A 25,730-nucleotide genomic window follows, 5' to 3' on the forward strand; every position below is an offset into this window, starting at 1 on the left:
CCTCCTCTTAAATGCTGTTATGCGTTTGATTGGTAACCGGAGTGCGCTCGTCAAAGCGGCGCACTGCCGCAAACATTGCTGCAGCACCTGCCGCAATGTCGTGTTTCTCTGCCCATTCTTCCGGTGTGTGGCTGCGCCCGCCGAGGCATGGCACAAAGACCATGGCGGCTGGTGCCAGCTGGCCGATAAAGGCCGCATCATGCCCCGCACCGCTGGCGAGTTGCAGATAGCTATGACCGAGTGCATCGGCGCTTTTTGCCAGATCATCCAGCAGGCCTAAGTCACAATCCATCGGCATGGTGTCGGAAAGGGTCTTGAAACTGCTGCGTTCCACATTGGCTTTCGCGGCAGCAAGTTGTGTTGCCGTATCAATGCTTTCCAGAAAGCGCAGGGTCTTCTCGCGTTTGCCGGTGCGGATATCAACAATCACCTTGGCCTGTTCCGGCACCACATTGGCACCGCCCGGTTCAAGGGTGAGAATGCCGACCGTGGCAACGAAGTAGCCGTCCGGCTTGGATGCTAAAGCTTCGGCCTGTTCACGAATTGCAGTGACAGCTTGCGCTGTCGCATAAAGCGCATCGCGACGCATATGCATCGGCGTGGTGCCCGCATGGTCAGCTGCACCCTGAAACGCGATTTCCAGACGGGTGATGCCGACAATACCTGTCACCAGACCCAAATCCGTTTTGCTCTGTTCCAGTACAGGGCCTTGCTCAATATGCAGTTCCAGATAGGCGGCAATATCCTTGCGTACAGCCTCTGCGAGCTTGGACGGATTGCCACCGACACGGATCAGCGCATCGCCTAAGCGCTCATCCTGCGGGCCGGTAAAGTCGAGCATGGCATTGGTCAGCTGACCGCTCATGCCACGGCTGCCGACACAGGAGAGGCCGTATTCACTCGGTTCTTCAGCGAGAAAATCCACCACTTCCAGATTGTGCTGTAATTCAATACCGGCATCGCGCAAGGCACGGGCAACTTCGAGCGCAGCCACTACACCGGCAATGCCGTCAAAGCGCCCGCCGGATGGCACAGTATCACTATGCGAACCCATCATAATGGTTTTGGCGTACGGCTTGGCACCGGCACGGCGGCCGATCAGATTGCCTGCGGTGTCAATGCGCACCTCAAGACCGGCGGCTTTGAACTGCTCAATCAGATAGGCGCGGCCAGCCAGAAAACGCGGCGTAAAGGAACGGCGTGTGTAAGGTTTGCCCGGCTCGGTAATATCGGCCAGCGCCATAATATCCTGCCAGAGCCGGTCACCGTCCACGAGCGTGTTGGAAGCCGCCATTACGCGGCTCCTTTACGCAAAGCAGGGCGTACAAAACGACCAGAACCCGGTTCAGCTGTGACCACACCTTCAGCCATGGCACATTCACCACGCACAAATGTATGGGTGATGCGGAACGGCAGCTTGATGCCGTCATAAGGGCTCCAGCCAACAATATTATTGCCGCTTTCTGCTGCTTTGTAAGTGTAAGGATCACGGCGTGCCAAGACGATATCGGCATCAAGACCGGCACCGAGCGCACCTTTGGTCTGACCAAGACGGAACAAATTGGCCGGATTATGCGCCAGCAGGCGGGCAGCGTGGCTGAGAGACAGACCGCGCTCATCCAGACCTTTGAGCAGCAGCGCATAGAGCGCTTCCAGCCCCGGAACACCGGATGCGTTTTTCAGCATGTTTTCATCGTTTTTGCGATCAAGCGACCAGCTCACATGATCGGTGGAAACAATGGTCACATTACCGGCGGCCAGTTGCTGCCAGATGGCTTCACGCTCGGCGCGGTTGCGTACCGGCGGATTGATCTTGGCGCGGCCGATCAGGCGGCTCACATCATCTTCTTCGCACAATGTCAGATAGTGGATGCAGGCTTCAACTGTTGCCGCATAACCCTGTACGCGATAACCGGCGGCCAGTTCATAGCCACGGCCAACGGAACAATGCACGACATGGGTGGCACAACCGCTCATGGCGCCGATCTCATAGACTTCAGCCATAGCCAGCGTTTCGGTTACCGGCGGGCGGCTCATGCTGTGGGTCAGATAATCGGTGCGGCCACTTTTCTCGACCTGATCGATATAGTAGCGCACCATTTCATCATTTTCATTATGAATACCGGCAATCAGACCATGACGGGCAATGGCCGAGAAACACTCATAAAGCATCTGCGGGGTGATGCGGGGAAAGCGCTCCGGATGGGTGCCGAAGGTTGAGAATTTGAAGCCCGCCGCACCGGCTTCAACCAGACCGTCAATATGCTTGGTGCTGTCTGCCGGATGCGCCGTGGCATAAAGCGCGAAATCCACGCGCGCTTCCTTGCCAGCGGTTTCCACCTTGCGGGTGAAGCGCTCCGGCGTGGCGATCAGGTCGCCGTCGTCATAGGGCATATCGACAATCGTCGTCACACCACCTGCAGCGGCCGAACGGGTCGACCAGATAAATTCTTCCTGATTTTTCTGGCTGCGGCTGTGTACCTGACCGTCAATGGCACCCGGCAGCACCAGATAATCCGCACCGCCGTGGCTTTCACCTGCAGGGGCTGTGCCCTGACCGGTCTGGACAATGCGGCCGTCGCTGACCAGCACCCAGCCATTATCAATGACCTGATCGGGCAGAACCACTTTACCTTTGAAGACTTTATCCTGCATTGCGGCATTCCTCATTCTGGCTGCCTGCATTGTTTTGGAATGCAGGCAGTTATGCGATTTTAAAATTACTTGGTGGTTGGCTGTGTGAAAGCGTGCAGCACCTGCACACCGGCGGCAAAATCCGGCGTGTAAATGCGATCCTGATCGACGAATTTGACCTGTGCGCGATAGGTTTCCAGCAGCTTTGCAGACGTCTTGCCGAGCGCAACTTTGCCTCGCAAATCAACCGCCTGTGCCGAATGCAGCAGCTGAATGGATGACAGGCTGTACATATTGCCGAGAATACGCTGGAGATTGCTCACGGCCAGCGGGGCATTGTTGCCGGTATCTTCAATATTGCCTGCCATGGCGAAAGTGTCGAGCGAGACTGGCATGGCCAGCTGGCGGTTTTCTGCATAGAGTGCAACAAGCGGCTTCTGCATGGCACCGAAGGCATGGCCTTCATTCTCAGGACCGGCAAGGAAGCGCGGCAGCTTGGTGAAATCCGGATTTTCCGTGCGGATGGTCTGCATCACAATATTCTGCGCCAAACGGGTGAGGGCGACATTCAGATTTTCTACACGGGTGGCAACCGGCAGCATATCGAAATTGGCGGTCGGATAAATCGCGCCATGTACATCGCCTGCGACCTGATATTTGTGCAGCTGGTTATGACTGTCAGCCGCTTTTTCCGCAGGCTTGTCGGAAGCCACTGCAGCCGGATTGTCATCGCTGGCATTGATATGGATATGCAGAGCTTCTTCGAGCGCGGCCTGTGCTTCCCATGCATTGCCGAGCGCATAGGCCATCGTGCGGTAGGAGAGCGGATCCTGCAAGGCGCGGCCGTCAGACTGCTGCCAGAGATAGGAGCCATCCAGCGCTGTACGAATATCTGTTGCCGCCTTCACCATACCCGGAAACGGGCGCAGTTCGGTTGTCTCAGCCAGGAAAGGCGCGACATTACCGTTATAGCCTTCGAGCGACAGGGCGAAAACGGCTGTGGCGGCTTCCAGATAATGGCGTGTTTCTTCTGTCAGCAAAGCGGCCTGACCGGCAGTCAGTGCATTGGTGCTGAGAATGGAGAGGAAGTCTTTGCCTACCGGTTCAATCGGCTTTAATCCTGCCAGCTTCAGAGCTTCTGCCGCAGGCATACGCTTGCCCTGATAATCCACGAACCATTCGCCGATCATCGCCAGACCAATATGGGAGGCGAGTGTAATATCAGCCTCACCGACAGAACCTTTTTCCGGCACAACGGGGATGATGCCGTGATTGAGGAAATCGCGATAGGCTTCCACCACACTCAGCTGCGTGCCGGTTTCACCGCCGAGCATTTCATTAAGGCGGATCAGCATACCGGCGCGTACTGCCTGCGCAGGCATAGCCTCGCCAATACCGCCACCATGGGCATGAAGCGAACTGGTGTTGAAGCGGCGGGAAAGTGCCAGCAATTCTTCATCCAGCGTGCGGCGGCCTTTAACCTCTTTGAAAACCGGTTTGTCCTTGTTCCAGCCCACGCCGACATTCAGCCCGTAAACGGCGGTGCCCTGCAAGGCGGCTTCCATCACCAGTTCAAAACTATGGCTGACTTTTTGTGCAGCTTCCGGAGCGATTTCGACTTTTTCATTTTTGTTTGCTGCGAACTCTGCCACCTGCGCAGTGGTGAGCTGCGTGCCGTTAAGCTGCAAACTTTCAGCATAGGCGGCAGAAGACGACAGGAGGGCAAGTGTCAGAAGGCTGAGTTTGGACAGGTGATTGAGCTTTTTCATACTGGGTTCCCGTTTGCCTTTTCCCTCTGGATGAGGGTGCTTATGGATGCGGCAAATTATGGGTCAGTATAGAAATTGCTTGAAAGGCTGAAACGGCGAAAGTTGCGAAACCGGCAATAACAAAAAGCTAAATCATGCCGGTATCAGAGAATAGTTTTCTGAACAGTCCGGATTGTGACCTTACGCATACCGGCTTTCATTTCGTAGCGTAATGAAAAGGACTGCGTGTAACTGAAAGGCTGATTTTGGGAAATGAAACTCGATATTCAGTGATTGTTAAAATGACAATAAATACTGTAAAATCAAAAGCTTGTAATTGTTATTTTAAGGGTTGTGTATGGCATTTTTATGATGAATTGTCTGCGGGTAACTGCACATAATTTCAGGCAAATTCAGTAACGGAGTTATACATGTCTTGTACTCTCTCGTCTAAAATTGCACTCAGCCTTATGATGTCGGCCTCTTTGCTCAGTCAGGCCGCAGCACAAAAATCAGAACAGGATGTCAAAGCCTATAAGCAGCAAGTAACAGCGGGTGTGGAGAGCCGCGCCAAGCTTGCGCAGGAGATGACGGATTCAATTTTCAGCTTTGGTGAGCTGGCCTTTCAGGAAGTGGAAACCTCAAAATACATAACGGATATTCTTGAGAAAAACGGCTTTACTATTGAGCGCGGCGTTGCCGGTCTGCCGACCGGCTGGGTGGCGCGCTGGGGTTCCGGTAAGCCGGTGATTGCATTGGGCAGTGATATTGATGGTCTGCCGAAAACCTCCCAGATGCCCGGTGTTGCCTATCGCAAGCCAATGATTGAGGGCGCACCCGGTCACGGGGAAGGTCATAATTCGGGGCAGGCTGTGAATGTGGTTGCAGCCTTGGCGATGAAAGACCTGATGGAGAAGGAAAAACTCTCCGGCACGCTGGTGCTCTGGCCGGGTGTGGCAGAGGAGTTGCTGGGCGGCAAAGCCTATATGGTGCGTGACGGCGTGTTCAAGGATGCGGATGTGGTGATGTTCACCCATGTCGGCAATAATCTGCAAACCTCGTGGGGCGCAGCCAATGGCACCGGTATGGTCTCGGTCAAATATACTTTTGGCGGCGAGTCTGCTCATTCCGCCGGTGCACCATGGCGCGGACGCAGTGCGCTTGATGGCGTAGAGCTGATGAATATCGGCTGGAACATGAAGCGGGAGCATTTGCGGCCTGAACAGCGCTCGCATTATGTGATCCCTGACGGCGGCGATCAGCCGAATGTGGTGCCGTCTGTTGCCAGTGTCTGGTATTTTATCCGCGAGACGGATTTTGAGAATATTGCCAAGAATTTCGCGATAGCCAATACCATGTCTGAAGCAGCGGCAAAAATGTCTGACACGACAGTGGAACGGCAGATTATCGGCACAGCAGCACCGCGCCATTTCAACAAGCCTATGGCGGAGGCAGCCTGTGCCAATATTCTGGAGGTTGGCTTGCCGAAATGGACTGACGATGAAAACAGCTTTGCCAAAGCTGTGCAGAAGGCTGTGAAAGGCAAGGAAGACGGGCTGGCGACAGAGCTGAAGAAACTGGCACCACCGCCGGAAAAACCTGAAAGCGGCGGCTCGGATGATATCGGTGATGTGTCATGGATTGTGCCGACAATCACGCTGAACTATCCGTCGAATATTCCGAACCTTCCGGGGCATCACTGGTCGAATGCCATGTCGATGGCCACACCAATTGCTCATAAGGGCGTTGTCGCCGGATCGAAGGTCATTGCCATGACTGGCGTTGATCTTCTGACCAAGCCGGAACTGGTATCTGCGGCACAGGATTATTTTACCAATGTGCAGCAGAAGGATCAGAAATATCTGCCGATGCTTGGTGCGGATGACAAGCCGCAAATTCAGCTGAATACGGAGATTATGCAGCAGTTTCGCCCTGAAATGCAGAAGCTCTATTATGATGCGGAGAAATATCCGACTTATCTCGAACAGCTCGGCGTTAAATTTCCTGAGCTGACTGCGCCGCAATAGCAGAACTGTATAAACATGATGAAGGCGGTTCGGCATTTAGCCGGATCGCCTTTGTTTATCCGGCTAGAGTAATGCGATAGGCGCAGCGTCGTGCGCCGAGTAAAATATGCTCGCAGCGCTCGATCTTGCAATTGTCACCGAGAATGGCTTGAAAAATATTGAGTTCGGAACGGCAAAAGCCCCGGCAGGCTGTGGCCGCAGCGCAGATAGGGCAGTGGTTTTCAATCAGCAGCCATGAACCGTCCGGCTGCTTTGTCCATTCCGACATATAGCCTTCCTGACTGCGCAATTCTGCAAGGCAGTCTATGCGTTGTTCCAGCGCTGTCATATCCTGCATGGCTGTGCGGTAGTTTTTGAGTATTTCCTGTTCGCGCAAGGTTATCACGCGCTCAGTCAGGTCTTCACCCAGACTGCTCATATGGCGCAATAAACTAACGGTCAGCTCCGCATGGCTGTCAGGAAAGCGGTTGTTGCCTTTCTCAGTCAGATGCCAAAACTGCACAGGTCGTCCGGCTTTTGGTTTTTTTTCTGTGGCATAGGGTTCAATCAGGCCTTCTGTCACAGATTTTTGTAATTGCTGGCGTATATTTTCCGCACCCGTGCCTGCGAGTCGTGCAAGTTCCGATATTGTTTGCGGGCCACGGGTTTTAAGAATAAACAGCAGACGATCAGCGGTGCTTTGTTGTGCAGCGCTGTTCATTTCATCCGAAGTGATAATGTCAGAACTTGACATTTGATCTCCTGCTGAATATTCCAAGTTTATGCTTGCATAATTAACGGCTCCCTCAGGGATTTGCAACCCGACCGGTATGTTCCGGTTAAAATTGATGAGAAACACAGGCGCATTCCCGCCGGAACTCATGGTTTTTGATAGCTGTCCGGAGATTGAAATGTCTGACCCGGCATCACTCACCAGCTACCACAAAGTTGGCTGGGGAGATTTGTTGACTGGCAAAAATGCCATTCGTTCCATGGCGCTCGCAGGTGGCGTCGCGCTTCATGCTGTTAATGTTTATATTGCTACAACCATTCTGCCTTCCGTCGTTTCGGATATTGGCGGGCTGGATTATTATGCGTGGAACACCACTCTTTTCGTCGTTGCATCCATTATCGGCTCAACGCTGGCTGTGAAACTGCTGCGTAAAACCGGCCCGCGCAAAGCCTATGCCATTTCGGCCAGTGTTTTTGCTCTCGGCACCCTGATTTGTGCTGTTTCGCCGACAATGCAGGTTTTGCTGGTCGGTCGTTTCATTCAGGGCTTCGGCGGCGGTTTCATGCTGGCTTTGTCCTATGCCATGATCCGTATCGTATTTCCCGAAGCGCTGTGGCCGCGCGCTATGGCGCTGATTTCCGGCATGTGGGGCGTTGCCACACTGGTTGGCCCTGCTGTGGGCGGTATTTTCGCTGAACTCGGCGAGTGGCGTGCTGCTTTCTGGTCGGTTGTTCCTGCAGCGCTGCTTTTTGCTGTAATGGCGCTGTTTGTGTTGCCGGATGTACGCCATGAAGAGGAAGACACAAATCGTCTGCCTTTTGCACAGCTCAGCCTGCTGACACTTGCAGTCTTTGCGGTATCGCTTGGTAGTGTCAGTTCTGAAGTGATCTGGAATGTGATTGGTATCAGCATGGCGATCCTGTTGATCGGTCTGATGATCCGTCTGGAAGCCACCAGTAAAAATCGTCTGTTGCCGCGTGGCTCTTTCAGTTTCAGCCAGCCGCTTGGGCCTGTGATCGTAACCATGTCTTTGCTGGCGCTGACGGTCACATCCGTGGAAGTGTTTATTCCGCTGTTCCTGCAGGTGCTGCATAACCAGTCGCCATTGGTTGCCGGTTATCTGGCTGCGCTGATGGGCGCAGGCTGGACACTCGGCTCAATCATGAGCTCGGGGATTTCATCGCGTCGTGTGCGTGATGTGATTATTATCGGCCCGCTGGCCTCTTTTGCCGGTATGGTTTTGTTGCTGCTTCTGCTGCCATTTTCCAGCAATGGTACCTATCTGGAATTGCTGCCGCTGTGCGCCGGTTTCATCGCTGTGGGCTGTGGCGTGGGTATGACATGGCCGCATCTGCTGACACGGGTGCTGAAAGTTGCACCGGCTGATGAGAAGGATCTGGCATCAACTGCGATTACCACTGTGCAGCTGTTCTCTGCCGGTCTCGGTGCGGCAATGGCCGGTATGGTCACCAGCCTTGGCGGTTTGACTGTGCCGGGTGGTATTGCCGGTACATCCAGTGCTGCATTCTGGCTTTTCCTGAGCTTTGGCGTGGGGCCGTTACTGGCTTTCCTATGCGCATCACGCATGGTGAAACGCTGGTAAAATCAGCTGCTTACGTTAAAAAGATAGAGCTGCCCGGTTATTGTCCGGTCAGCTTTTTTTATAGGTGAGATAGGGCTGGCGTACAAAGCGCCACAGAACCAGTGTAATGATAATCAAGCCGTAAATCAGCGGCTCAGGTGGCCAGCTTTTAACCGACATCAGAAAGTGCAGGCTACCGGCGAGAGCGATGACATAAATCAGCCGGTGCAGGTTCTGCCAGTTATTTTTCAACTTGCGGATTGACCATTGGTTTGAAGTTATTGCCAGCGGGATCAGCATGACAAAGCCGATAAACCCGAAAATAATAAACCAGCGTTGCGTTACATCTTTCACGATATCCGGCCAGTTCAGGCCACGGTCGAGAATGATATAAGTCGCAAAATGCATGGCCACATAATAAAACGCCAGCAGCCCGAGAGCGCGGCGATAGGGCAGGAAATTAAGCCGGAATAAATCGCGCAGCGGTGTGACGAGCAAGGTCAGGATTAAAAAGCGCAATGCCCATATGCCAAGAAGATGCTCAAATGATTTGACCGGATTCGCGCCAAGCTGATTGGTGGCTGCCAGCCAGAATGCCCATGCTGCCGGTGCAAGGCCGACAACATAAATACCCCAGCGCAGCCAGGGATTATTGGGAATTTTGACCGGCGGCTTACGCGCGGCTGTCTGTTTGCCGGTTGTGCGGGGCATAGCGATGGTTTGCGCAGCGATATCTGGTTTCATACCGGTTCCCGCTCTAATAATTCTTGGTCAGATCCATACCGCTATAGAGCTGGGCGACATGCTCGCCATAGCCGTTAAATGGCAGTGTATCGCGCCTGTCCGGTGAGAAGAAACTGCCGCTGCCAATCCGTGTTTCAGTTTTCTGGCTCCAGCGCGGGTGATCTACTGCCGGATTAACATTGGCATAGAAACCATATTCCGAAGCGTTCTGCATCTTCCATGCAGTGACCGGTTCTTTGTCTGTCAGTGTGATTTTGACAATGGATTTGATGCCTTTAAAGCCGTATTTCCAAGGCACAACGAGACGTACAGGCGCGCCGTTCTGATTGGCAAGGTTCTCGCCATAGAGGCCGGTTGCCAGCAATGTGAGCGGGTTCATCGCCTCATCAAGGCGCAGTCCTTCACGATAAGGCCAGTCAAGTACCGCAAATGCACCGCCGACACCCGGCATTTCTTTTGGCCGCAGAGCTGTTTCAAAGGCCACATATTTAGCAGATCCCAGCGGCTCAACCCGCTTCAGCAATTCTGACAGCTGAAAGCCTTGCCAGGGAATAACCATCGACCATGCTTCAACGCAGCGCATCCGGTAGATGCGCTCTTCAATGCTCATCGTCTTAATCAGGTCATCAATGTCGAAAGTCGCAGGCTTTGCTACCATGCCGCCGACTTCGATTGTCCACGGGCGCGGTTTGAAACCCCCGGAATAGCTGGACGGATCGGATTTGCCTGTGCCGAATTCATAGAAATTATTATAGGTCAGCACTGAGTCTTTTGGTGTCAGCGTCTCATCGGTTTTAAAGCCGTCAGCACTGTCTTTGGCTGAGGCAATATCCGGCAGCAGGCCGCCGAGAGACAAACCAATACCGGCAGCAATGCCTGTCTTGATAAATTCCCGTCGCCGCAAGTAAAATGTCTGACTGGTGATTTCAGAGGATGCGATACCGGATTTAAAAAATGACTTAGACATAGCACTTGCTCCCTGCTGACTTATGTCAGTGCAATTATAGGGGAATAGGGCGGAATTAATATCGGATAATATATTAGAGAAAATCTGTGGTGGAATTTAGTTTATAAAACGCGCTTTGTGAGATTTGAATATTGTGAAACAATAAAAAAGGCTCCCGAAGGAGCCTTTTTAGAGCATTTCACAGTCAAGTTGGATCAACTTGACGTCCGTGATAATGCGACCAAATAAAGAATCTAGAGCGAGCGCTACGATCCAATCTGGACGTAAACCGCTCTAGTCGTAAGAACCGAATATTGATCTGAGATAGCGCTCTCAGATATCCGGCACAGATTATTTGCGTTTTGCCAGCGGTACGAAATCGCGCTGTGCGTAGCCTGTGTAAAGCTGACGCGGACGGCCGATTTTCTGCTGCGGGTCTTCGACCATTTCTTTCCACTGGGCAACCCAGCCGATGGTACGGGCAACGGCGAACAGAACTGTGAACATTTCTGTCGGGAAGCCGAGAGCCTTCAGCGTGATGCCGGAATAGAAGTCGATATTCGGATAGAGCTTCTTCTCGATGAAATATTCATCGGTCAGTGCAATATTTTCCAGTTCCATCGCAACATCGAGCAACGGATCATCTTTGATGCCGAGTTCGCCGAGAACTTCATGCGTGGTTTTCTGCATGATGCGGGCGCGCGGATCGTAGTTTTTGTAAACGCGGTGACCGAAGCCCATCAGACGGAACGGATCGTTCTTGTCTTTTGCCTTGGCGATATATTCAGGAATACGGTCAACCGAGCCGATTTCAGCCAGCATGTTCAATGCAGCTTCGTTGGCACCGCCGTGAGCAGGGCCCCAGAGGCAGGCAATACCGGCAGCGATACAGGCAAACGGGTTCGCTCCCGAAGAACCGGCGAGACGAACGGTCGAAGTCGAAGCGTTCTGCTCGTGGTCCGCATGAAGGATGAAGATACGATCCATAGCGCGTGCCAGAACCGGATTGACCTTATATTCTTCGCAAGGCACGGCAAAGCACATGCGCAGGAAGTTGGAAGCCAGATCAAGATCATTCTTCGGATAAACGAAAGGCTGACCGACATGATATTTATAGGCCATTGCAGCCAGTGTCGGCATTTTCGCCAGAAGGCGGATCGAAGCAACCATACGCTGATGCGGGTCAGTAATGTCGGTTGAGTCGTGGTAGAAGGCGGACATGGCGCCAACGCAGCCAACCATAATGGCCATCGGATGCGCATCGCGGCGGAAGCCGGTAAAGAAGCGCGACATCTGCTCATGCACCATGGTGTGGCGGGTCACGCGGTAGTCAAAGTCTGCTTTCTGGGTCTTGGTTGGCAGTTCGCCGTAGAGAAGCAGGTAGCAGGTTTCAAGGAAATCGCCCTGTTCGGCAAGCTGTTCGATCGGATAGCCGCGATGCAGGAGAACGCCTTCGTCACCGTCAATATAAGTGATTTTGGATTCGCAGGAAGCGGTTGAAGTGAAACCAGGATCGTATGTGAAGGAATTTGTATTCTTGTAAAGCGGGCCGATTTCGACGACATCTGGTCCGATTGTACCTTTGCGGACCGGCAATTCGGTCGAATTGCCATTTAGCGTGATTGTCGCTGTCGTATTAGACATACTGGTTCCTTTCATCATCGCGCTCACTGCTCGTGGATAGCAGTAAATTTGGAGCATAATGCCGAAAACGGGTGTTTCGGTTTAGTCTTATGCATAGAAACATACAGTTAGGGTATTTTTACCGGCGCTGCCAGTTTGAAAAATATCCTTAAGCCGCTGTCACTCAAAATTCATGATATTTGTGAATGACGGCCTGCAAAATTTATGGCTCAAACTATCGTAAATGTTGGAGGTTGCAATGTGGAAATTTGCGTTTTTCTGAACAAATTTCTGTCAATTAGCCATTCTTACGACAGAGGCCGGTTTTTGAAAATCACACTCCTGTGTTCAGAGCGTGTTTGAAGCCGTATTCTGTTGAAAGAACACGGCTTCTGACAGGCTTTATACGGCCTGATCCTGAATACGTCCGAGCGCTTCTTCGCGACCAAGAACCACCAGAACGTCAAAAACGCCCGGTGAAGTGGCGCGGCCGGTGAGGGCGGCACGCAGAGGCTGGGCAATTTTGCCAAGCTTCAGGCCGGTTGATTCCGCATGAGCGCGGACAACGGCATCCAGCGCATCTGCATTCCACTCGGCAGCTTCCAGCTTCGGCAATACATCTTTGAGGATTGCGCGGCCTTCATCATTGAGCAGGCTGGCAGCTTTTTCATCCAGCGGCAACGGACGGGAGACGAACAGGAATTTCGCACCGTCTGCCAGTTCCACCAGCGTTTTCGCACGGTCTTTGAGACCCGGCATTGCTGCAACAAGCTGCGCACGACGTTCATCAGTCAGCAGAGCCTGCAATTCTGCGCCGCCTTCAATATAAGGCAGAACATCGATCAGCGCTTTGGTAAGCGTTTCTGAATCGCTGGCGCGGATATGATGACCGTTAATGGCTTCCAGTTTCTGGAAGTCAAAACGCGATGCGCCTTTGTTGATATCTTTGGTATCAAACCATTCGATCATCTGCTCAATGGTCATGATTTCATCATCGCCATGGCTCCAGCCGAGGCGAACCAGATAATTGCACAATGCTTCAGGCAGATAGCCCATTGCACGATAGGCCTCAACGCCGAGCGCACCGTGACGCTTGGAGAGCTTGGCACCATCCGCACCATGGATCAGCGGGATATGAGACATTTTAGGCACATCCCAGCCCATTGCCTGATAAATAACTGTCTGGCGGGCAGCATTGGTCAGATGGTCATCACCACGGATAATATGGGTAACGCCCATATCATGATCGTCGACCACAACCGCATGCATATAGGTTGGCGCGCCGTCGGAACGCAGAATGATGAAATCATCCAGATCCTTGTTCGGGAAGCGTACTTCGCCCTGCACATCATCCAGCACAACGGTTTCGCCTTCGCGCGGGGCTTTAATGCGGATAACCGGCTTCACACCTTCCGGTGCTTCTGACGGATCGCGGTCACGCCAGCGGCCGTCATAGCGCGGCGGGCGGCCTTCTGCACGCGCCAGTTCACGCATCGCATCCAGTTCTTCCGGCGAGGCATAGCAATAATAGGCTTTACCGGCTTTCACCAGTTCTTCAGCCACTTCGCGGTGGCGTGGTGCGCGTTCCCACTGGGAGATAGCATCGCCGTCCCATGTCAGGCCGAGCCATGTCAGACCTTCAAGAATAGCTGCCGTTGCGGCCTCGGTGGAACGCTCGCGGTCGGTATCCTCAATGCGCAGCAGCATCTTGCCGCCGGTATGTTTGGAATAAAGCCAGTTAAACAACGCTGTACGTGCGCCGCCGATATGCAGATAGCCGGTCGGTGAAGGCGCAAAGCGGGTAATAACGGGTGATGACATCGGTCGCTCCGTATCTGTGGCAAGGTTACAGGATCTTACGATTATATCCGAATATATCGGCTAAAGAATGTAACTGACCGCCTCTCGATTTCTTGTGCTGTTCATGTAGCATAGGCAGCACAACGTGCAAGACTTGATGCAAAAATCAAAGCGCAGAACCGGTGTTTAACGCCGCTCAATGCAAGATTCCTGCGTGAAATAGGCTGTTTTGGACGTATAATTGTGCAGCTGTCAGGTGCGGGGGCAATTCAGACAGCATGGCGAATGGTTATGGCGGTGAATGTGGCCATCAGGTAAGCAAGACTGAGTCCCGTCATGATAATGGCGGGGCAGGGAACACGGCTGACCGGACGAAACATAGCAGCGGATTAACTGCCGAGCAATTCATGCTCGGTTTTGCTCCGGTGCCGGATGCAGAGATTATCCCCGATGATGGTGCTGTTTATAGCGGACGAAAGCGGGCACGGATCATCCGGCTCAATCTGCGGGAATATTGGCAGCGTTTTCTGGATAATATCTGTGATGCTCTGCTGTTTGAATATGAACGCGGGACGGTTTTCCTGTTGTTGGCCGTTGCGAGTGGAGCAGGGGCAGTTCATTATTTTTCCCTGAAGGCCGAACCATACTGGATAGAGCTGTTTGTGCCGGCATGTCTGTTGGGCTGGCTGCTGTTTTTGCTGCGGGATACGCTGATAAGGCGCATCAGCCTTGTACTGATATTAGCCTTTATGACCGGTATGCTGGCTGCGAAATGGGAGACGCAGCGCTATGCAACGCAAATGCTTGGCAGTTCTGTGTCAACCACATTGACAGCGCGGATTGTCTCGCTCGAACAGGAGGCTGAAGACAATGGCAAAGCCGGACGCTGGCGTATTGTTGCCGATGTGCTGACAACGGAAAAACCGCATCTGCGCTATGCGCCGCAACGATTGCGGCTCTCTGCCCGTGATTTACCTGCACAGACTGAAACCGGCTCTGTCCTGAAAGGAGCGGTGCGATTGCGTCCCCATGGCGGGCCGGTGCGTTCCGAGCAATATGATTTCGCATTTCATGGATATTTTCGCGGCATTGGTGGTAATGGCTTCTATCTTGGTGTGCCGAAACTGTTTGATGATGAATTTGCCGGTGATGCAGTATCAAAGAGCTGGACTGCGTCCGTTGAGGCACTGACCGGTCACTTGCGGGCGATGATCGGAGGGCGGATTATGCAGGCACTGTCCGGTGAAGAGGGGGCGGTGGCCGCAGCGCTGATCTCCGGCCAGCGGGCAGGGATCAGCGAGACAACCAATGAGGCGCTGCGCATTGCAGGGCTGGCGCATATTCTTTCAATTTCCGGCCTGCATCTGGCACTGGCAGCAGCAATTGTCATGGTGAGCCTGCGTGGCATTGCCGGACTGTTCCCTTCTTTAGCGCTCTATTATCCGGTGAAGAAAATCGCCGCACTGATTTCGCTGTTTTCTTCGGGGTTTTATCTGGCCTTGTCTGGTGCTGATGTGGCAGCACAGCGTAGTTTTATCATGCTGGCCGTGATGCTTTGTGCGGTGATTTTAGATCGTAAAGCTCTGACCTTGCGCAATCTGGCGATTGCAGCGCTGTTCAGTATTCTTGTGACACCGCATGAAATTCTGGGGCCTAGTTTTCAGATGTCCTATTCTGCGACCGGTGCGCTGATTGCAGGCTTTGCATGGTGGAAATTACGCAAGAGACAAAGCAATGAACAAGCGACGCGGCAGACGACATTGGGGGGTAAATTCAGGATTTGGCTTGGCGGGATTGCGGCGACTTCGCTTTTAGCCGGTACGGCCAGCGGGCTTTTTGCAGCCTTTCATTTTAACAATATGGCACCGCTTGGCATGTTGGGAAATGCACTGGCACTGCCGGTGATCTCGGTACTGATTATGCCTTTCGCTGTGCTATCTCTGCTGCTGATGCCGTTGGGATTTGAATGGCTGCCATTGCAGGTGATGGGCAAAGGTATAGAGCTGGTTAAATGGATTGCGCATTTTGTTGCCGGACTTTCCCCTGATCTGATACCCGGCCTGTTGCCCGTGCCGGTATTGTTGCTTTGGACGGCGGCAATGCTTTCGGCGATGATCTTTACCAGTCATCTGCGGTTGATATCGCTGTTCTTTCTCGTGGCTGGCGGGATTGTAGTGAGTATGAATAGTTTACCGGATATTATTATCTCGGAAGATGCCAGACTGGTTGCAGTCCGCCAGAACAACAGTCTCTATGTAAACCGTGCACGACCGGCTGCCTTCACAATCGATAACTGGCGCAAAGCCTATAGAATCCATGAGGTTAAAACGCCGGATAATAGCAGCGCGACAGGTTCAGAAGGTTTTGTCTGTGAGGACGGGTTATGCAGCTTTGATCTGCAAAACGGGCAGGTGTTGGCCTATGCCGAGAACCGGCCTGCGGCAGATGTCGCCTGTACTATCGGTGATATTATTATTCTCGCTTATGCAGGAAACCTGTCTTGCCCCGATAGAAAAGCCAGCAATATTACAGGCACAGTAACGCAAAATGCCCCTGCCATCATCACCCGCCAGCAGCTGGCACTACGAGGCGTGGCAGAGATTTATCTGGAACCCGATAGCCGCAGATATACAGATACAGCACAAAGTCTTTTTCCGGCTATGCTGCAAAGCGCGACTATAAAGGCGCAAGTGCATCAAACTGGTTTGGCATATCGGCCGGAACAGGCTCAGGTCGTGTTTGCAGTGGGAGAGCCGCAACGACCATGGCACAGCTACCGCCTCTGGTCCCGTGCTGCCCGCAATCTGGAAGATCCGAAATAAGAGCCGCCACATCTTCTTATGATCGTAGCTATTATGAATGCGTAGTCACAGCATAATAGTGCAGCAAAAATAGGCTTGTAGGGCGTTTGCTGTATTGTCTTGTCGGGAGACGCACTACTTAAATGACCCGTTATTGCCCATGCAAGAATATGAAGCAGGAGCAATAAACTGCCTGTAGTTGAAAACCGGCAGTAATGCCGGTTTCCGCTCCGCTGGCATATTAGTAACGGCGTACCAGACCAACCAGTCTGCCCTGAACACGTACGCGGTCAGGACCGAAAATACGGGTTTCATAGGCCGGATTGGCAGCTTCAAGCGCAATAGATGCGCCTTTGCGGCGGAAGCGTTTCAGTGTCGCTTCTTCATCATCGACCAGAGCCACAACGATTTCACCGGCATTGGCGGTATCACCACGGCGGATAATCACTGTATCGCCGTCGAGAATACCGGCTTCGATCATCGAGTCGCCTTTAACTTCCAGCGCATAATGCTCACCGCTGCCAAGCATTTCCGGCGGCAGGGTAATCATATGGGTCTGGGATTGTATCGCCGAAATCGGTACACCGGCTGCAATACGTCCCATCACAGGAACACTGATACCGGCAGGTGCTTCAGATTCTGTCGCGGGCGCTGCTTTTTTAGGCAGTTCGGTGACATTCTTTTTGCCGAGATCGCCTTCAATGACACTTGGTGAGAATTTCTTCTGGCTGTTGAGACCTGGTGCAATCGAGTCCGGCAGACGCACAACTTCCAAAGCACGCGCTCTGTTTGGCAGACGGCGGATAAAACCGCGTTCTTCCAGAGCCGTAATCAGACGGTGAATGCCGGATTTGGAAGCGAGATTGAGCGCCTCTTTCATCTCGTCAAACGAAGGGGGAATGCCGCTTTCCTTCAGGCGGTCATGGATAAACAGCAATAATTCATGTTGTTTACGCGTCAGCATTATACGCTCCCAAAGCCTTTATATTATCTGCCGGTTACTGAAATTATGGTGGCAGATAATGAAGTCGTGCGGACTAAACGCATAACCGCATGCACGGGGCGCGGTTGCGAGAATCAATTTTTAAAACAAACCCAGAACGAACACTATATGTTCCAGTATTGTTCTGCAAGGCTTTAAAAGTGATTAATCCGATTGTTTAAAGGATTTCAGCGTATCATCAGGATCTGACAGCGATCACCGGCTTTGGCTGCCTCAGCAAAAGGTTCACGGATCAGCAGAGCATCAGCACGGGTAATCACGGTCAGCATGGAAGAATCCTGCACGGGCAGGGGCGTTGCCAGTAACTCGCCATCGCTGTTGCGGGTTAGTGCTGCGCGGGCATAATCGCGGCGGTTGCCATTGGCAGCCATGTCCTGTGCCAGTCTGGCGCTGACAATATAGGTGGTCGCGGCTTTGCCTGCCAGACGCGCAACCAGCGGCGCCAGAAACACATAGGAACAAACGAGACTGGAAACCGGATTACCTGGAAGACCAAGAACGAGCAGGGGCGCTTTGCCTTCGCGTTCCAGTTGACCGAACATCAGCGGTTTGCCCGGACGCATGGCGATTTTGTAAAAGCCGAGTTCAACGCCGCAATTGGTCAGTGCTTTATGCACCAGATCATGATCGCCGACGGATGCGCCGCCCAGCGTAATCAGAATATCGGCATCCGAAGCTGCAACATTGCGAATGGATTGTTCGATAAGTGCCAGATCATCCGGCACAATACCCAGATCATCTGCCGTGCCGCCATTGCGCCGTACAATTTCTGCGACACCATAACTGTTGGAGCTGACGATCTGATCTGCCGCAGGAACAGTCCCCGCAGGCACCAGCTCATTGCCGGTAGCAAGAATAGCTGTTTTAGGGCGTTTATAGACCTGCAATTGCGCATGGCCGGACGCTGCAGCCAAAGAGAGCGATGCCGGATCAAGCAGATGACCCGTTTGCAGCAAGCATTCGCCGTCTTTGAAATCCAGTCCGCTGAACCGGATGTGACGGTTTTTGTCCACATCCCGTAACAATGTGACCAGATTGCCTTCCTGCAGCGTGTCTTCCTGAATGACAATCGTGTCGGCACCGGCAGGCATTGGTGCGCCGGTAAAAATACGCACAGCCTCACCGGATCGGACTGTACCGTCAAAGCCTTTGCCAGCAGCAGATTCACCGATGACTTTCAGTGTCACCGGCAGCTGTTCTGCATCGGCAAAGCGAATGGCATAACCGTCCATAGCCGAGGCATCAAAGGGCGGTTGATTGAATGAGGCAAAGATAGAAGTAGCAAGAACACGGTCACCGGCTTCATGCAGAGCGACTTGCTCATGGCCGGAAGGCATTTTATCCGCCAGCAAAAGCCGCAATGCTTCATCAACCGGTAATAATGCCATGAAACCTACCCCGTAAAAATAAGAGCGATATGCTAAGAGCGCTGCCAGTCACCGGATTTACCGCCGGTTTTGCTGTCGACAGCTATATTGCCGATGATCATGCCTTTATCGGCAGCTTTTGCCATATCATAAATCGTCAGGCAGGCGACGGAGACAGCCGTGAGTGCCTCCATTTCCACGCCGGTTTTGCCGGTCAGTTTGACGGTTGCACTGACCCGCAAACCGGGCAATGTCTCATCCGGCTCAATATCAACCGAGACTTTACTCAGCATCAGCGGATGGCAAAGCGGAATAAGATCAGAAGTCTTTTTCGCAGCCATAATACCGGCAAGACGGGCGGTGCCGATCACATCGCCTTTGGCAGCATTGCCGGAAAGGATCAGCTCAAGCGTCTGCTTTTGCATCGTGACACAGCCCGAAGCCGTGGCAATGCGCACAGTCTCGGCTTTATCGCCGACATCGACCATATTGGCAGCGCCGCTTTCATCGAGATGTGTCAGCTTGCTCATAATTTACACTTTGCCGGTCAGGAGATTGCGGGTTGCACTGGCCACATCCTGCTGGCGCATCAGGCTTTCACCGATCAGGAAGGTGGAGATGCCGGATTTCTGCAAACGCAGGCAATCATCATGCGTGAAGATACCGCTTTCACCAACCAGCAGGCGATCATCCGGCACCATGGCTGCCAGACGTTCAGAAACTGCGAGATCGACTTCGAAAGTGCGCAGGTTGCGATTGTTGATGCCGAGCAGACGCGAGGACAGTTTGAGCGCCCGTTCCATCTCCGCTTCATCATGCACTTCAATCAGTGCATCCATGCCGAGCGAAAAGGCTGTGTCTTCCAGCTCTTTTGCCATAGCATCATCAACGCTTGCCATGATGATGAGAATGCAATCAGCACCCCAATGACGGGCTTCATAGACCTGATAAGGATCAAACAGAAAGTCTTTGCGTAGCGCTGGAAGAGAGCAGGCAGCGCGTGCCTGTTGCAGGAATTCCGGTGCGCCCTGAAAGCTAGGTGTATCTGTCAGAACTGAAAGACAGGCCGCACCACCATCTTCATAGGCTTTTGCCAATGCAGGCGGATCAAAATCCGGACGGATCAGACCTTTGGACGGGCTGGCTTTTTTGATTTCGGCAATCAGACCGAAAGAACCGGCAGTCTGCTTTGTTTCCAATGCTTTGAGGAAACCACGGGCAGGTGACTGATCGGCCGCAGCTTTTTTCACGTCTGCCAATGGCAAACGGACTTTGGCTTCTGCAATTTCAACAAGCTTATAGGTTTCGATCTTTTTGAGAATATCGGTCATTTTATTCACTTGTCTTGCTGTTCGATACAGCAATCAGCTGATCGAGTTTGGCTTTTGCCGCGCCGCTGTCAATCGACTGTGCAGCAAGGGCAATACCTTCTTTGATATCTTTGGCCTTGCCAGCAATCACGAGTGCAGCACCGGCATTGAGCAGCACGATATCGCGATAAGCACCGGCTTCACCGCCAAGAACGCGAAGCAAAGCCGCAGCATTGTGCTGTGCATCGCCGCCTTTGAGAGCGTCAAAAGCAACGCGCTTCAGGCCGACTTCTTCCGGTGTGATTTCAAATTCGGTGATTTCACCATTATGCAGCGCTGCAATATTGGTGGTGCCTGCGGTGGTCATTTCATCCAGACCATCGCCATAAACAACCCAGACATGATCTGATCCGAGCTCTTTCAGCACTTTGGCGATCGGCAGTACCCAATCGCGGGAGAAAACGCCGACGAGCTGATGCTTGACACCAGCCGGATTGGCGAGCGGGCCGAGCAGATTGAAAATTGTGCGAGTTCCAAGCTCCACGCGGGCAGGGCCGACATGGCGCATCGAAGAGTGATGCATCGGCGCAAACATAAAGCCGAGACCTGCATTATGAATGCAGCGGCTGATTGTTGCCGGATCGGCCTCAATATTAATGCCGAGCTCTGCCAGTGTATCTGCCGCACCGGAACGCGAGGACAAAGCGCGGTTGCCATGTTTGGCAACGATCACGCCTGCGCCCGCAGTCACAATGGCTGCACAGCTGGACACGTTATAGGAACCGGACTGATCGCCGCCGGTGCCGACGATGTCGATTGCACCGGCAGGTGCATCGACGGGGATCATTTTCGCACGCATTGATTCCACAGCGCCTGCAATTTCCGCAACGGCTTCACCGCGCATGCGCAGAGCCATCAGAAAACCGCCGATCTGGGCAGGGGTGGCGGAACCGGACATCATAATGTCAAACGCTGCTTTGGACTCCGCCTGAGTTAAAGGTGTGCCTGTAACAGCTTTGGCAATGTAGCTTTTGAAATCTGACATAGTGTACTCGAATCTTTAGTGAGGCTCCGCCTGCCTTCAAAGGTGAGAAGGCGTTAGAAGGACAGAGCCTGATCCATCAGGGTCTGATTGATTTTAACCGGATATTCGCTCTGCAGACGGCCAACCAGCTGTTCCAGCAGGTCGTCACCAATGCGTGAGGAAATCGCATCGCGTGTGCCCTGAGGCAGGCTTTCCGCGCTGACACCGGCAGGCTCGGTTGTCTCAATCACTTTGAACAGGATCTGAGTTTCTTTATTGATGCCGCTTGCAACGCCTGTGAGATTTTCTGCGCCGCCGAAGATCTGCGCAACCGCAGCCTCGGCCAGTTCAGAATCTGTAGCTGTACGGGTCAGGCCGCGCTTGGTCTGTTTTTCAACGCTGGCTTCCTGAGCAAGAACATCCAGAGTTTCACCGGCTTCAAGACGCTTGCGCAGCTCTTCAGCTTTGGCTGTCAGGCGCTTTGCTGCTTCATCCTGTTTCCACTCGGCTGCAACCTGATCTTTGACTTCATCAAATGTTTTGTCGCGGGCAGGTGTCACGCCATCCAGCTGGTACCAGATATAGCCACGGGTCGGGGTTGGCAGTGCATCATTATCAATGCCCTGATCCGACTGGTAAACAGAGGTCAGGAAGGAAGGCAGCTGCGGCAGATCAGCAACCGGCTTACCGTCCGGAGCATTGCCGTTCACATCAACAGCTTCAACGGTTTTAACTTTAAGTTTCAGCTTTTCAGCAGCCTGCGCCAGCGTTGCACCATTACCGCGTTCTTCTTCAAACGAGTCATGAACCGCATTCAGCGAGGTCAGCGCCTGTGTCAGAGCCAGAGTTTTGCGGATTTCCGGTGCAACTTCTGCTTCTGTTTTCACAGCTGCAGGCTCAATTGCGCTGACATGCAGCAGCACAGGGCCGAATGCGCCTTTTACAACATCGCTTGTACCATTGGCAGGCAGAGCGAAAGCCGCATCAGCAATCACTGCATCCGGCAGATCGCCTTTTACAAATGTGCCAAGTTTAACATCTTCTGGCTTTTTGCCGCTCTGGGTAACGAGATCAGCAAAGCTGGTGCCGGATTTGATTTTATCCGAAGCCGCTTTTGCTTCCTCTTCATTGGCGAAATTCAGCTGTTCAAGAGTGCGCTTTTCTTCAGTTGAGAAACGGGCGATGTTCTTTTTGTAATATTCCTGAATCTCTTCCGGCATAACATCGGCTTCGTTGACAATGTCCTGCGCTTCGAGCGGCACATAGCTGACTTTACGATATTCCGGTGCGCGGTAATTGCCGATATGGCCATCATACCATTTTTTCAGTTCAGCATCATCAGGCGTGGCGATTGTGTCGGCTTTTTCCTGAGTAAGGGTGATGTAATCAACCGTGCGGCTTTCACCGTCATAAAGCGCCAGCGCTTTGAACAATGTGTCCGGTGCGCTCATGCCGTCTGACACAGCTTCAACGATCTGCTGACGCAGCGCATATTTGGTGCGGCTGTTGAAATAGTCCTGCGCGCTCATACCGGCCTGACGCAGCACTGCGTTAAACTGGTTGTTGGAGAAGCGGCCGCTGGAATCCAGAAATGCCTGATCTTCACCGGTGAGACGGGCGAGGTGATCTTTCGACATGCCCAGTCCCATCTGGCGCGCCTGTTCATCAAGCAGCACGCCTGCAACCAGCTGGCCGGTTACCTGTGACGGAATACCGAGCGCTTTAGCCTGATCGCGGGTCAGCTGCTGACGCAGCTGGTTGGAAACAGCAATCACCTGACGGTCATAGGCCAGACGATATTCAGTCGGCGATACGGATGAGCCTCCGGCTTCCAGAACAGCATTGCCGCTGAAACCTTCACGGAACACATCTGCGATACCCCATGCTGCAAAAGAGAGGACGAGAAGACCGAGAAAGAATTTCGAGACCCATGATTTGGATGCAGTGCGCAAGCTGTCAAGCATAGAAGTACCTTTGTGGAGTAAACTCACTTTGTTAAATAAGGGGATAGCCGCCGATGATAATGCAGTCAAACGGAAACCTGCCTTCAGAGCACTAAGAACGAAAAGAATTGTGGCATTATTGCCGTTAAAGCCATGTTGAGCGATGCGTTTGGGGATTTGCTTTCAGGTCTGAATTTGCTAGAGCGGTTTCAGTTTTGGGCACGAACCGGCTCTGCCGCACCGGTCTAAACCGGCGAGGCCGTGTCAGAAGCCGCTATGCAATGCGGCTGAAATCATTGGTGAGGAGGGTGTAATGACCCCGGAAATACGTCCGCTTGTTGCGGGTAACTGGAAGATGAACGGCACCGGCGAGCAGCTGGGTGAACTGCGTGCAATCGCTGCCAATCTCAGCACGGATATCGGCCGCAAGTTCGATGTAGTGATCTGCGTACCTTCCACTCTTATTTCGCGTGCTGCGGCCACACCGGAAACCGATGCTATCGGCGTTGGCGGTCAGGATTGCCATGCAGCAGAATCAGGCGCCCATACCGGCGATATTTCTGCGCTGATGCTGAAAGAAGCAGGCGCAAGCCATGTGATCCTCGGTCATTCCGAACGCCGCACAGATCATCATGAGACCAGTGAAGCCGTTTGCGCCAAAGTACAGGCCGCATGGAAAGCCGGCCTGACTACGATCGTTTGTGTTGGCGAAACCGCTGAACAGAAACAGGCCGATCAGACCCTTGAAATCGTTGGCCGGCAGATTGCAGATTCGTTGCCGGAAGGTGTGACACCGGAAAATACTGTTGTTGCCTATGAGCCTGTCTGGGCAATCGGCACCGGTCTGACACCAACCGTTTCGGATGTGCGCACAGTACACGCTTTTATCCGCTCGAAGCTGATTGAGCGTTTCGGTGCCAAGGGCGCACATCTGCGTCTGCTCTATGGCGGTTCGGTCAAACCGAATAATGCTGTTGAATTGCTCGGTGTTGCTGATGTGGATGGCGCGCTTGTCGGCGGTGCCAGCCTGAAAGCTACCGATTTCCTCGCAATTTGCGACGCCTATCGCGTGCTCTGAATTTGAATAAATATCAATCCCTTGCAAGCATTCGGTTGCAGGGGGTTGGATTGTCGGATAAATCCGTGTAGAAAGCCGTTTCTACTCCTATAAGAAAGCAGTCCGGAAACCCATGCAAACCGTTCTTATTGTTATACATCTCCTGATCGTTCTCGCACTTGTCGGCGTTGTGTTGATTCAGCGTTCCGAAGGTGGTGGTCTTGGTATCGGTGGTGGTTCAGGTTTCATGACTGCGCGCGGTGCAGCCAATGCTCTGACCCGCACAACTGCAATTCTGGGCGCAGGTTTCTTTGCAACTTCGCTGCTTCTGGGCATTATCGCTATGAACGGCGAACGTCCGACAGATATTCTCAACCGTATCCCTGCCGGCAGCTCACAGACTGCACCTGCAGGCGGCAACGGTATTCTGGATCAGCTTGGCGGTGGTACAACAACACCGGAAAGCACACCGGCACAGCCTGCCACTCCGGCAAGCCCGGTTCCGAGCTCACAGTAAGAGCCGGATTTATGAATGATAAAAAGCCTCCTTCGCGGAGGCTTTTTTATTTTAAAGGTTTTGCAATAAAAGTGTTGCAGGCTTGCCATAGACGACGGGATTAGCTTGTGGGTAACATATTGCCCGTTGAGAGATCAGTGAGTTTGGCCTATCAGCAAGCAACCTGTTTACACCTCATCTTCGGCTCATCGTGCTGATGAGACATAAAAGAGTGTTTTGAGAAAGCCCCATGATTTCATCCCGTGTTCTCATCGCCGGTTTTGCCGGTTTGTGCTTAAGTTTCTCCGCTCTCACCGGTCAGGCTGCCGCCCAGACGGCTGCTGCGGCCGCATCAACGGATACAACGGCTAAAGCCGCCAAGCCGGAGAAGAAGAAAGCCACAACCCAGAAGGCTGCCAAAGGCAAATATAATATTGATCCGAGATATCAGGCACAGACAGTTGCCTTTTCGGGCTATCCGGTAGGGACAATCGTTGTCGATCCGGCAAAATATTTCCTTTATCTGGTAGAAACACCAACCACAGCACGCCGTTATGGCATTGCTGTCGGTAAAGTCGGTCTGGAATTTAAGGGCACCGGTACAATCAATGCCAAGCGTGAATGGCCGCGCTGGATTCCGACCGCAGACATGGTCAAGCGCAGCCCTGAACATTACGGCCGTTTCAAAAACGGTATGGACGGTGGTCTGGGTAATCCGCTGGGTTCACGCGCGCTCTACCTGTTTCAGGGCAATAAAGACACCTATATCCGTATTCACGGCACGGTTCAGCCTTGGACAATCGGCAGCTCGGCATCAAATGGCTGCTTCCGTATGACCAATGAAGATGTCATGGAACTCTATGAGCGTGTAAATCTTGGAGCGACTGTCGTCGTTCTCTGATTATGCCGACAT

At 52.9% G+C, this 25,730-nt stretch carries 20 protein-coding genes; 6 read left to right on the plus strand and 14 right to left on the minus strand.

Annotated elements, in window-relative coordinates:
• Positions 1 to 7: 7 nt before the first annotated feature.
• The 3 genes from LDL70_RS05740 to hutH all read right to left on the minus strand — a co-directional run bounded on the left by LDL70_RS05740 (position 8) and on the right by hutH (position 4,403).
• A complete protein-coding gene (locus tag LDL70_RS05740) occupies positions 8 to 1,294 on the minus strand; it encodes a Zn-dependent hydrolase (RefSeq protein ID WP_225687683.1) in 1,287 nt (428 codons plus the stop codon).
• Positions 1,294 to 2,655 (minus strand): dihydroorotase family protein, encoded by a 1,362-nt coding sequence (locus LDL70_RS05745; protein ID WP_225687692.1) that lies wholly within the window; start codon positions 2,653 to 2,655, stop codon positions 1,294 to 1,296. Before LDL70_RS05745 ends, LDL70_RS05740 begins: the two co-directional genes overlap by 1 nt.
• A 65-nt stretch (positions 2,656 to 2,720) precedes the next feature.
• Positions 2,721 to 4,403, minus strand: a complete 1,683-nt coding sequence (gene hutH / locus LDL70_RS05750; RefSeq protein WP_225687694.1) for a histidine ammonia-lyase — start codon at positions 4,401 to 4,403, stop codon at positions 2,721 to 2,723.
• A 410-nt stretch (positions 4,404 to 4,813) separates the two neighbouring features.
• Here hutH and LDL70_RS05755 point away from each other — a divergent pair, with 410 nt between their 5' ends.
• Positions 4,814 to 6,409 carry an amidohydrolase gene (locus LDL70_RS05755; RefSeq protein ID WP_225687696.1) on the plus strand — a complete coding sequence of 532 codons (1,596 nt, stop codon included), beginning with the start codon at positions 4,814 to 4,816 and terminating at the stop codon, positions 6,407 to 6,409.
• A gap of 55 nt (positions 6,410 to 6,464) precedes the next feature.
• On the opposite strand, the gene LDL70_RS05760 is transcribed toward LDL70_RS05755, so the two are convergent.
• Positions 6,465 to 7,142: a metalloregulator ArsR/SmtB family transcription factor gene (locus LDL70_RS05760; RefSeq protein WP_022710351.1), complete on the minus strand. Its 678-nt coding sequence runs from the start codon at positions 7,140 to 7,142 to the stop codon at positions 6,465 to 6,467.
• Positions 7,143 to 7,299: 157 nt separating this feature from the next.
• On the opposite strand from LDL70_RS05760, the gene LDL70_RS05765 reads away from it, so the two are divergent.
• A complete protein-coding gene (locus tag LDL70_RS05765; RefSeq protein WP_225687698.1) occupies positions 7,300 to 8,724 on the plus strand; it encodes an MFS transporter in 1,425 nt (474 codons plus the stop codon).
• A gap of 48 nt (positions 8,725 to 8,772) precedes the next feature.
• Here the strand turns inward: LDL70_RS05765 and msrQ are convergent, their stop codons facing one another.
• From msrQ to gltX, 4 genes are all read right to left on the minus strand, one after another.
• Complete coding sequence (gene msrQ / locus LDL70_RS05770) at positions 8,773 to 9,447, minus strand: protein-methionine-sulfoxide reductase heme-binding subunit MsrQ (RefSeq protein WP_370637775.1); 675 nt, start codon at positions 9,445 to 9,447, stop codon at positions 8,773 to 8,775.
• 13 nt (positions 9,448 to 9,460) lie between these two features.
• Positions 9,461 to 10,414: a protein-methionine-sulfoxide reductase catalytic subunit MsrP gene (msrP, locus tag LDL70_RS05775; protein WP_116088089.1), complete on the minus strand. Its 954-nt coding sequence runs from the start codon at positions 10,412 to 10,414 to the stop codon at positions 9,461 to 9,463.
• A gap of 330 nt (positions 10,415 to 10,744) precedes the next feature.
• On the minus strand, positions 10,745 to 12,037 hold the full coding sequence (gene gltA / locus LDL70_RS05780; RefSeq protein WP_022712432.1) for a citrate synthase: 1,293 nt from the start codon (positions 12,035 to 12,037) through the stop codon (positions 10,745 to 10,747).
• A gap of 381 nt (positions 12,038 to 12,418) precedes the next feature.
• A complete protein-coding gene (gene gltX, locus LDL70_RS05785; RefSeq protein WP_221719485.1) occupies positions 12,419 to 13,837 on the minus strand; it encodes a glutamate--tRNA ligase in 1,419 nt (472 codons plus the stop codon).
• 257 nt (positions 13,838 to 14,094) lie between these two features.
• Between gltX and LDL70_RS05790 the strand changes: the two genes are divergently transcribed.
• Positions 14,095 to 16,638, plus strand: a complete 2,544-nt coding sequence (locus LDL70_RS05790; RefSeq protein ID WP_225687700.1) for a ComEC/Rec2 family competence protein — start codon at positions 14,095 to 14,097, stop codon at positions 16,636 to 16,638.
• Between the two features lie 220 nt (positions 16,639 to 16,858).
• On the opposite strand, the gene lexA is transcribed toward LDL70_RS05790, so the two are convergent.
• The 6 genes from lexA to LDL70_RS05820 all read right to left on the minus strand — a co-directional run bounded on the left by lexA (position 16,859) and on the right by LDL70_RS05820 (position 23,285).
• On the minus strand, positions 16,859 to 17,581 hold the full coding sequence (lexA, locus tag LDL70_RS05795; protein ID WP_022712428.1) for a transcriptional repressor LexA: 723 nt from the start codon (positions 17,579 to 17,581) through the stop codon (positions 16,859 to 16,861).
• A gap of 206 nt (positions 17,582 to 17,787) precedes the next feature.
• Positions 17,788 to 19,008 carry a gephyrin-like molybdotransferase Glp gene (gene glp, locus LDL70_RS05800; protein WP_225687702.1) on the minus strand — a complete coding sequence of 407 codons (1,221 nt, stop codon included), beginning with the start codon at positions 19,006 to 19,008 and terminating at the stop codon, positions 17,788 to 17,790.
• Positions 19,009 to 19,040: 32 nt separating this feature from the next.
• A complete protein-coding gene (gene moaC, locus LDL70_RS05805; RefSeq protein ID WP_304651012.1) occupies positions 19,041 to 19,520 on the minus strand; it encodes a cyclic pyranopterin monophosphate synthase MoaC in 480 nt (159 codons plus the stop codon).
• Positions 19,521 to 20,318 (minus strand): indole-3-glycerol phosphate synthase TrpC, encoded by a 798-nt coding sequence (gene trpC, locus LDL70_RS05810; protein ID WP_225687707.1) that lies wholly within the window; start codon positions 20,316 to 20,318, stop codon positions 19,521 to 19,523. It abuts the gene before it with no gap.
• Position 20,319: 1 nt separating this feature from the next.
• Positions 20,320 to 21,342 carry an anthranilate phosphoribosyltransferase gene (gene trpD, locus LDL70_RS05815; RefSeq protein WP_225687709.1) on the minus strand — a complete coding sequence of 341 codons (1,023 nt, stop codon included), beginning with the start codon at positions 21,340 to 21,342 and terminating at the stop codon, positions 20,320 to 20,322.
• Positions 21,343 to 21,395: 53 nt separating this feature from the next.
• Positions 21,396 to 23,285: a SurA N-terminal domain-containing protein gene (locus tag LDL70_RS05820; RefSeq protein WP_225687711.1), complete on the minus strand. Its 1,890-nt coding sequence runs from the start codon at positions 23,283 to 23,285 to the stop codon at positions 21,396 to 21,398.
• 292 nt (positions 23,286 to 23,577) lie between these two features.
• Here LDL70_RS05820 and tpiA point away from each other — a divergent pair, with 292 nt between their 5' ends.
• From tpiA to LDL70_RS05835, 3 genes are all read left to right on the plus strand, one after another.
• Positions 23,578 to 24,342 (plus strand): triose-phosphate isomerase, encoded by a 765-nt coding sequence (gene tpiA, locus LDL70_RS05825; protein WP_225687713.1) that lies wholly within the window; start codon positions 23,578 to 23,580, stop codon positions 24,340 to 24,342.
• A gap of 112 nt (positions 24,343 to 24,454) precedes the next feature.
• On the plus strand, positions 24,455 to 24,838 hold the full coding sequence (gene secG, locus LDL70_RS05830; protein WP_075655448.1) for a preprotein translocase subunit SecG: 384 nt from the start codon (positions 24,455 to 24,457) through the stop codon (positions 24,836 to 24,838).
• 229 nt (positions 24,839 to 25,067) lie between these two features.
• Entirely contained in the window at positions 25,068 to 25,718 is a 651-nt protein-coding gene (locus tag LDL70_RS05835; protein WP_022712420.1) for a L,D-transpeptidase, read from the plus strand.
• The last annotated feature ends 12 nt before the right edge of the window (positions 25,719 to 25,730 follow it).

The sequence above is a fragment of the Pseudochrobactrum sp. XF203 genome (genome assembly GCF_020341615.1).
GTDB lineage: Bacteria > Pseudomonadota > Alphaproteobacteria > Rhizobiales > Rhizobiaceae > Pseudochrobactrum > Pseudochrobactrum saccharolyticum.

Excerpts from the sequence above, each read along its gene's own strand:
- LDL70_RS05745 (WP_225687692.1), bottom strand. The coding sequence starts at position 2,655 with ATGCAGGATAAAGTCTTCAAAGGTAAAGTGGTTCTGCCCGATCAGGTC.
- trpC (WP_225687707.1), bottom strand. The coding sequence starts at position 20,318 with ATGACCGATATTCTCAAAAAGATCGAAACCTATAAGCTTGTTGAAATT.
- tpiA (WP_225687713.1), top strand. The coding sequence starts at position 23,578 with ATGACCCCGGAAATACGTCCGCTTGTTGCGGGTAACTGGAAGATGAAC.
- LDL70_RS05765 (WP_225687698.1), top strand. The coding sequence starts at position 7,300 with ATGTCTGACCCGGCATCACTCACCAGCTACCACAAAGTTGGCTGGGGA.
- msrP (WP_116088089.1), bottom strand. The coding sequence starts at position 10,414 with ATGTCTAAGTCATTTTTTAAATCCGGTATCGCATCCTCTGAAATCACC.
- msrQ (WP_370637775.1), bottom strand. The coding sequence starts at position 9,447 with ATGAAACCAGATATCGCTGCGCAAACCATCGCTATGCCCCGCACAACC.
- gltA (WP_022712432.1), bottom strand. The coding sequence starts at position 12,037 with ATGTCTAATACGACAGCGACAATCACGCTAAATGGCAATTCGACCGAA.
- secG (WP_075655448.1), top strand. The coding sequence starts at position 24,455 with ATGCAAACCGTTCTTATTGTTATACATCTCCTGATCGTTCTCGCACTT.
- LDL70_RS05835 (WP_022712420.1), top strand. The coding sequence starts at position 25,068 with ATGATTTCATCCCGTGTTCTCATCGCCGGTTTTGCCGGTTTGTGCTTA.
- lexA (WP_022712428.1), bottom strand. The coding sequence starts at position 17,581 with ATGCTGACGCGTAAACAACATGAATTATTGCTGTTTATCCATGACCGC.
- LDL70_RS05755 (WP_225687696.1), top strand. The coding sequence starts at position 4,814 with ATGTCTTGTACTCTCTCGTCTAAAATTGCACTCAGCCTTATGATGTCG.
- LDL70_RS05740 (WP_225687683.1), bottom strand. The coding sequence starts at position 1,294 with ATGGCGGCTTCCAACACGCTCGTGGACGGTGACCGGCTCTGGCAGGAT.
- LDL70_RS05760 (WP_022710351.1), bottom strand. The coding sequence starts at position 7,142 with ATGTCAAGTTCTGACATTATCACTTCGGATGAAATGAACAGCGCTGCA.
- gltX (WP_221719485.1), bottom strand. The coding sequence starts at position 13,837 with ATGTCATCACCCGTTATTACCCGCTTTGCGCCTTCACCGACCGGCTAT.
- LDL70_RS05790 (WP_225687700.1), top strand. The coding sequence starts at position 14,095 with ATGGCGAATGGTTATGGCGGTGAATGTGGCCATCAGGTAAGCAAGACT.
- LDL70_RS05820 (WP_225687711.1), bottom strand. The coding sequence starts at position 23,285 with ATGCTTGACAGCTTGCGCACTGCATCCAAATCATGGGTCTCGAAATTC.
- trpD (WP_225687709.1), bottom strand. The coding sequence starts at position 21,342 with ATGTCAGATTTCAAAAGCTACATTGCCAAAGCTGTTACAGGCACACCT.
- glp (WP_225687702.1), bottom strand. The coding sequence starts at position 19,008 with ATGGCATTATTACCGGTTGATGAAGCATTGCGGCTTTTGCTGGCGGAT.
- hutH (WP_225687694.1), bottom strand. The coding sequence starts at position 4,403 with ATGAAAAAGCTCAATCACCTGTCCAAACTCAGCCTTCTGACACTTGCC.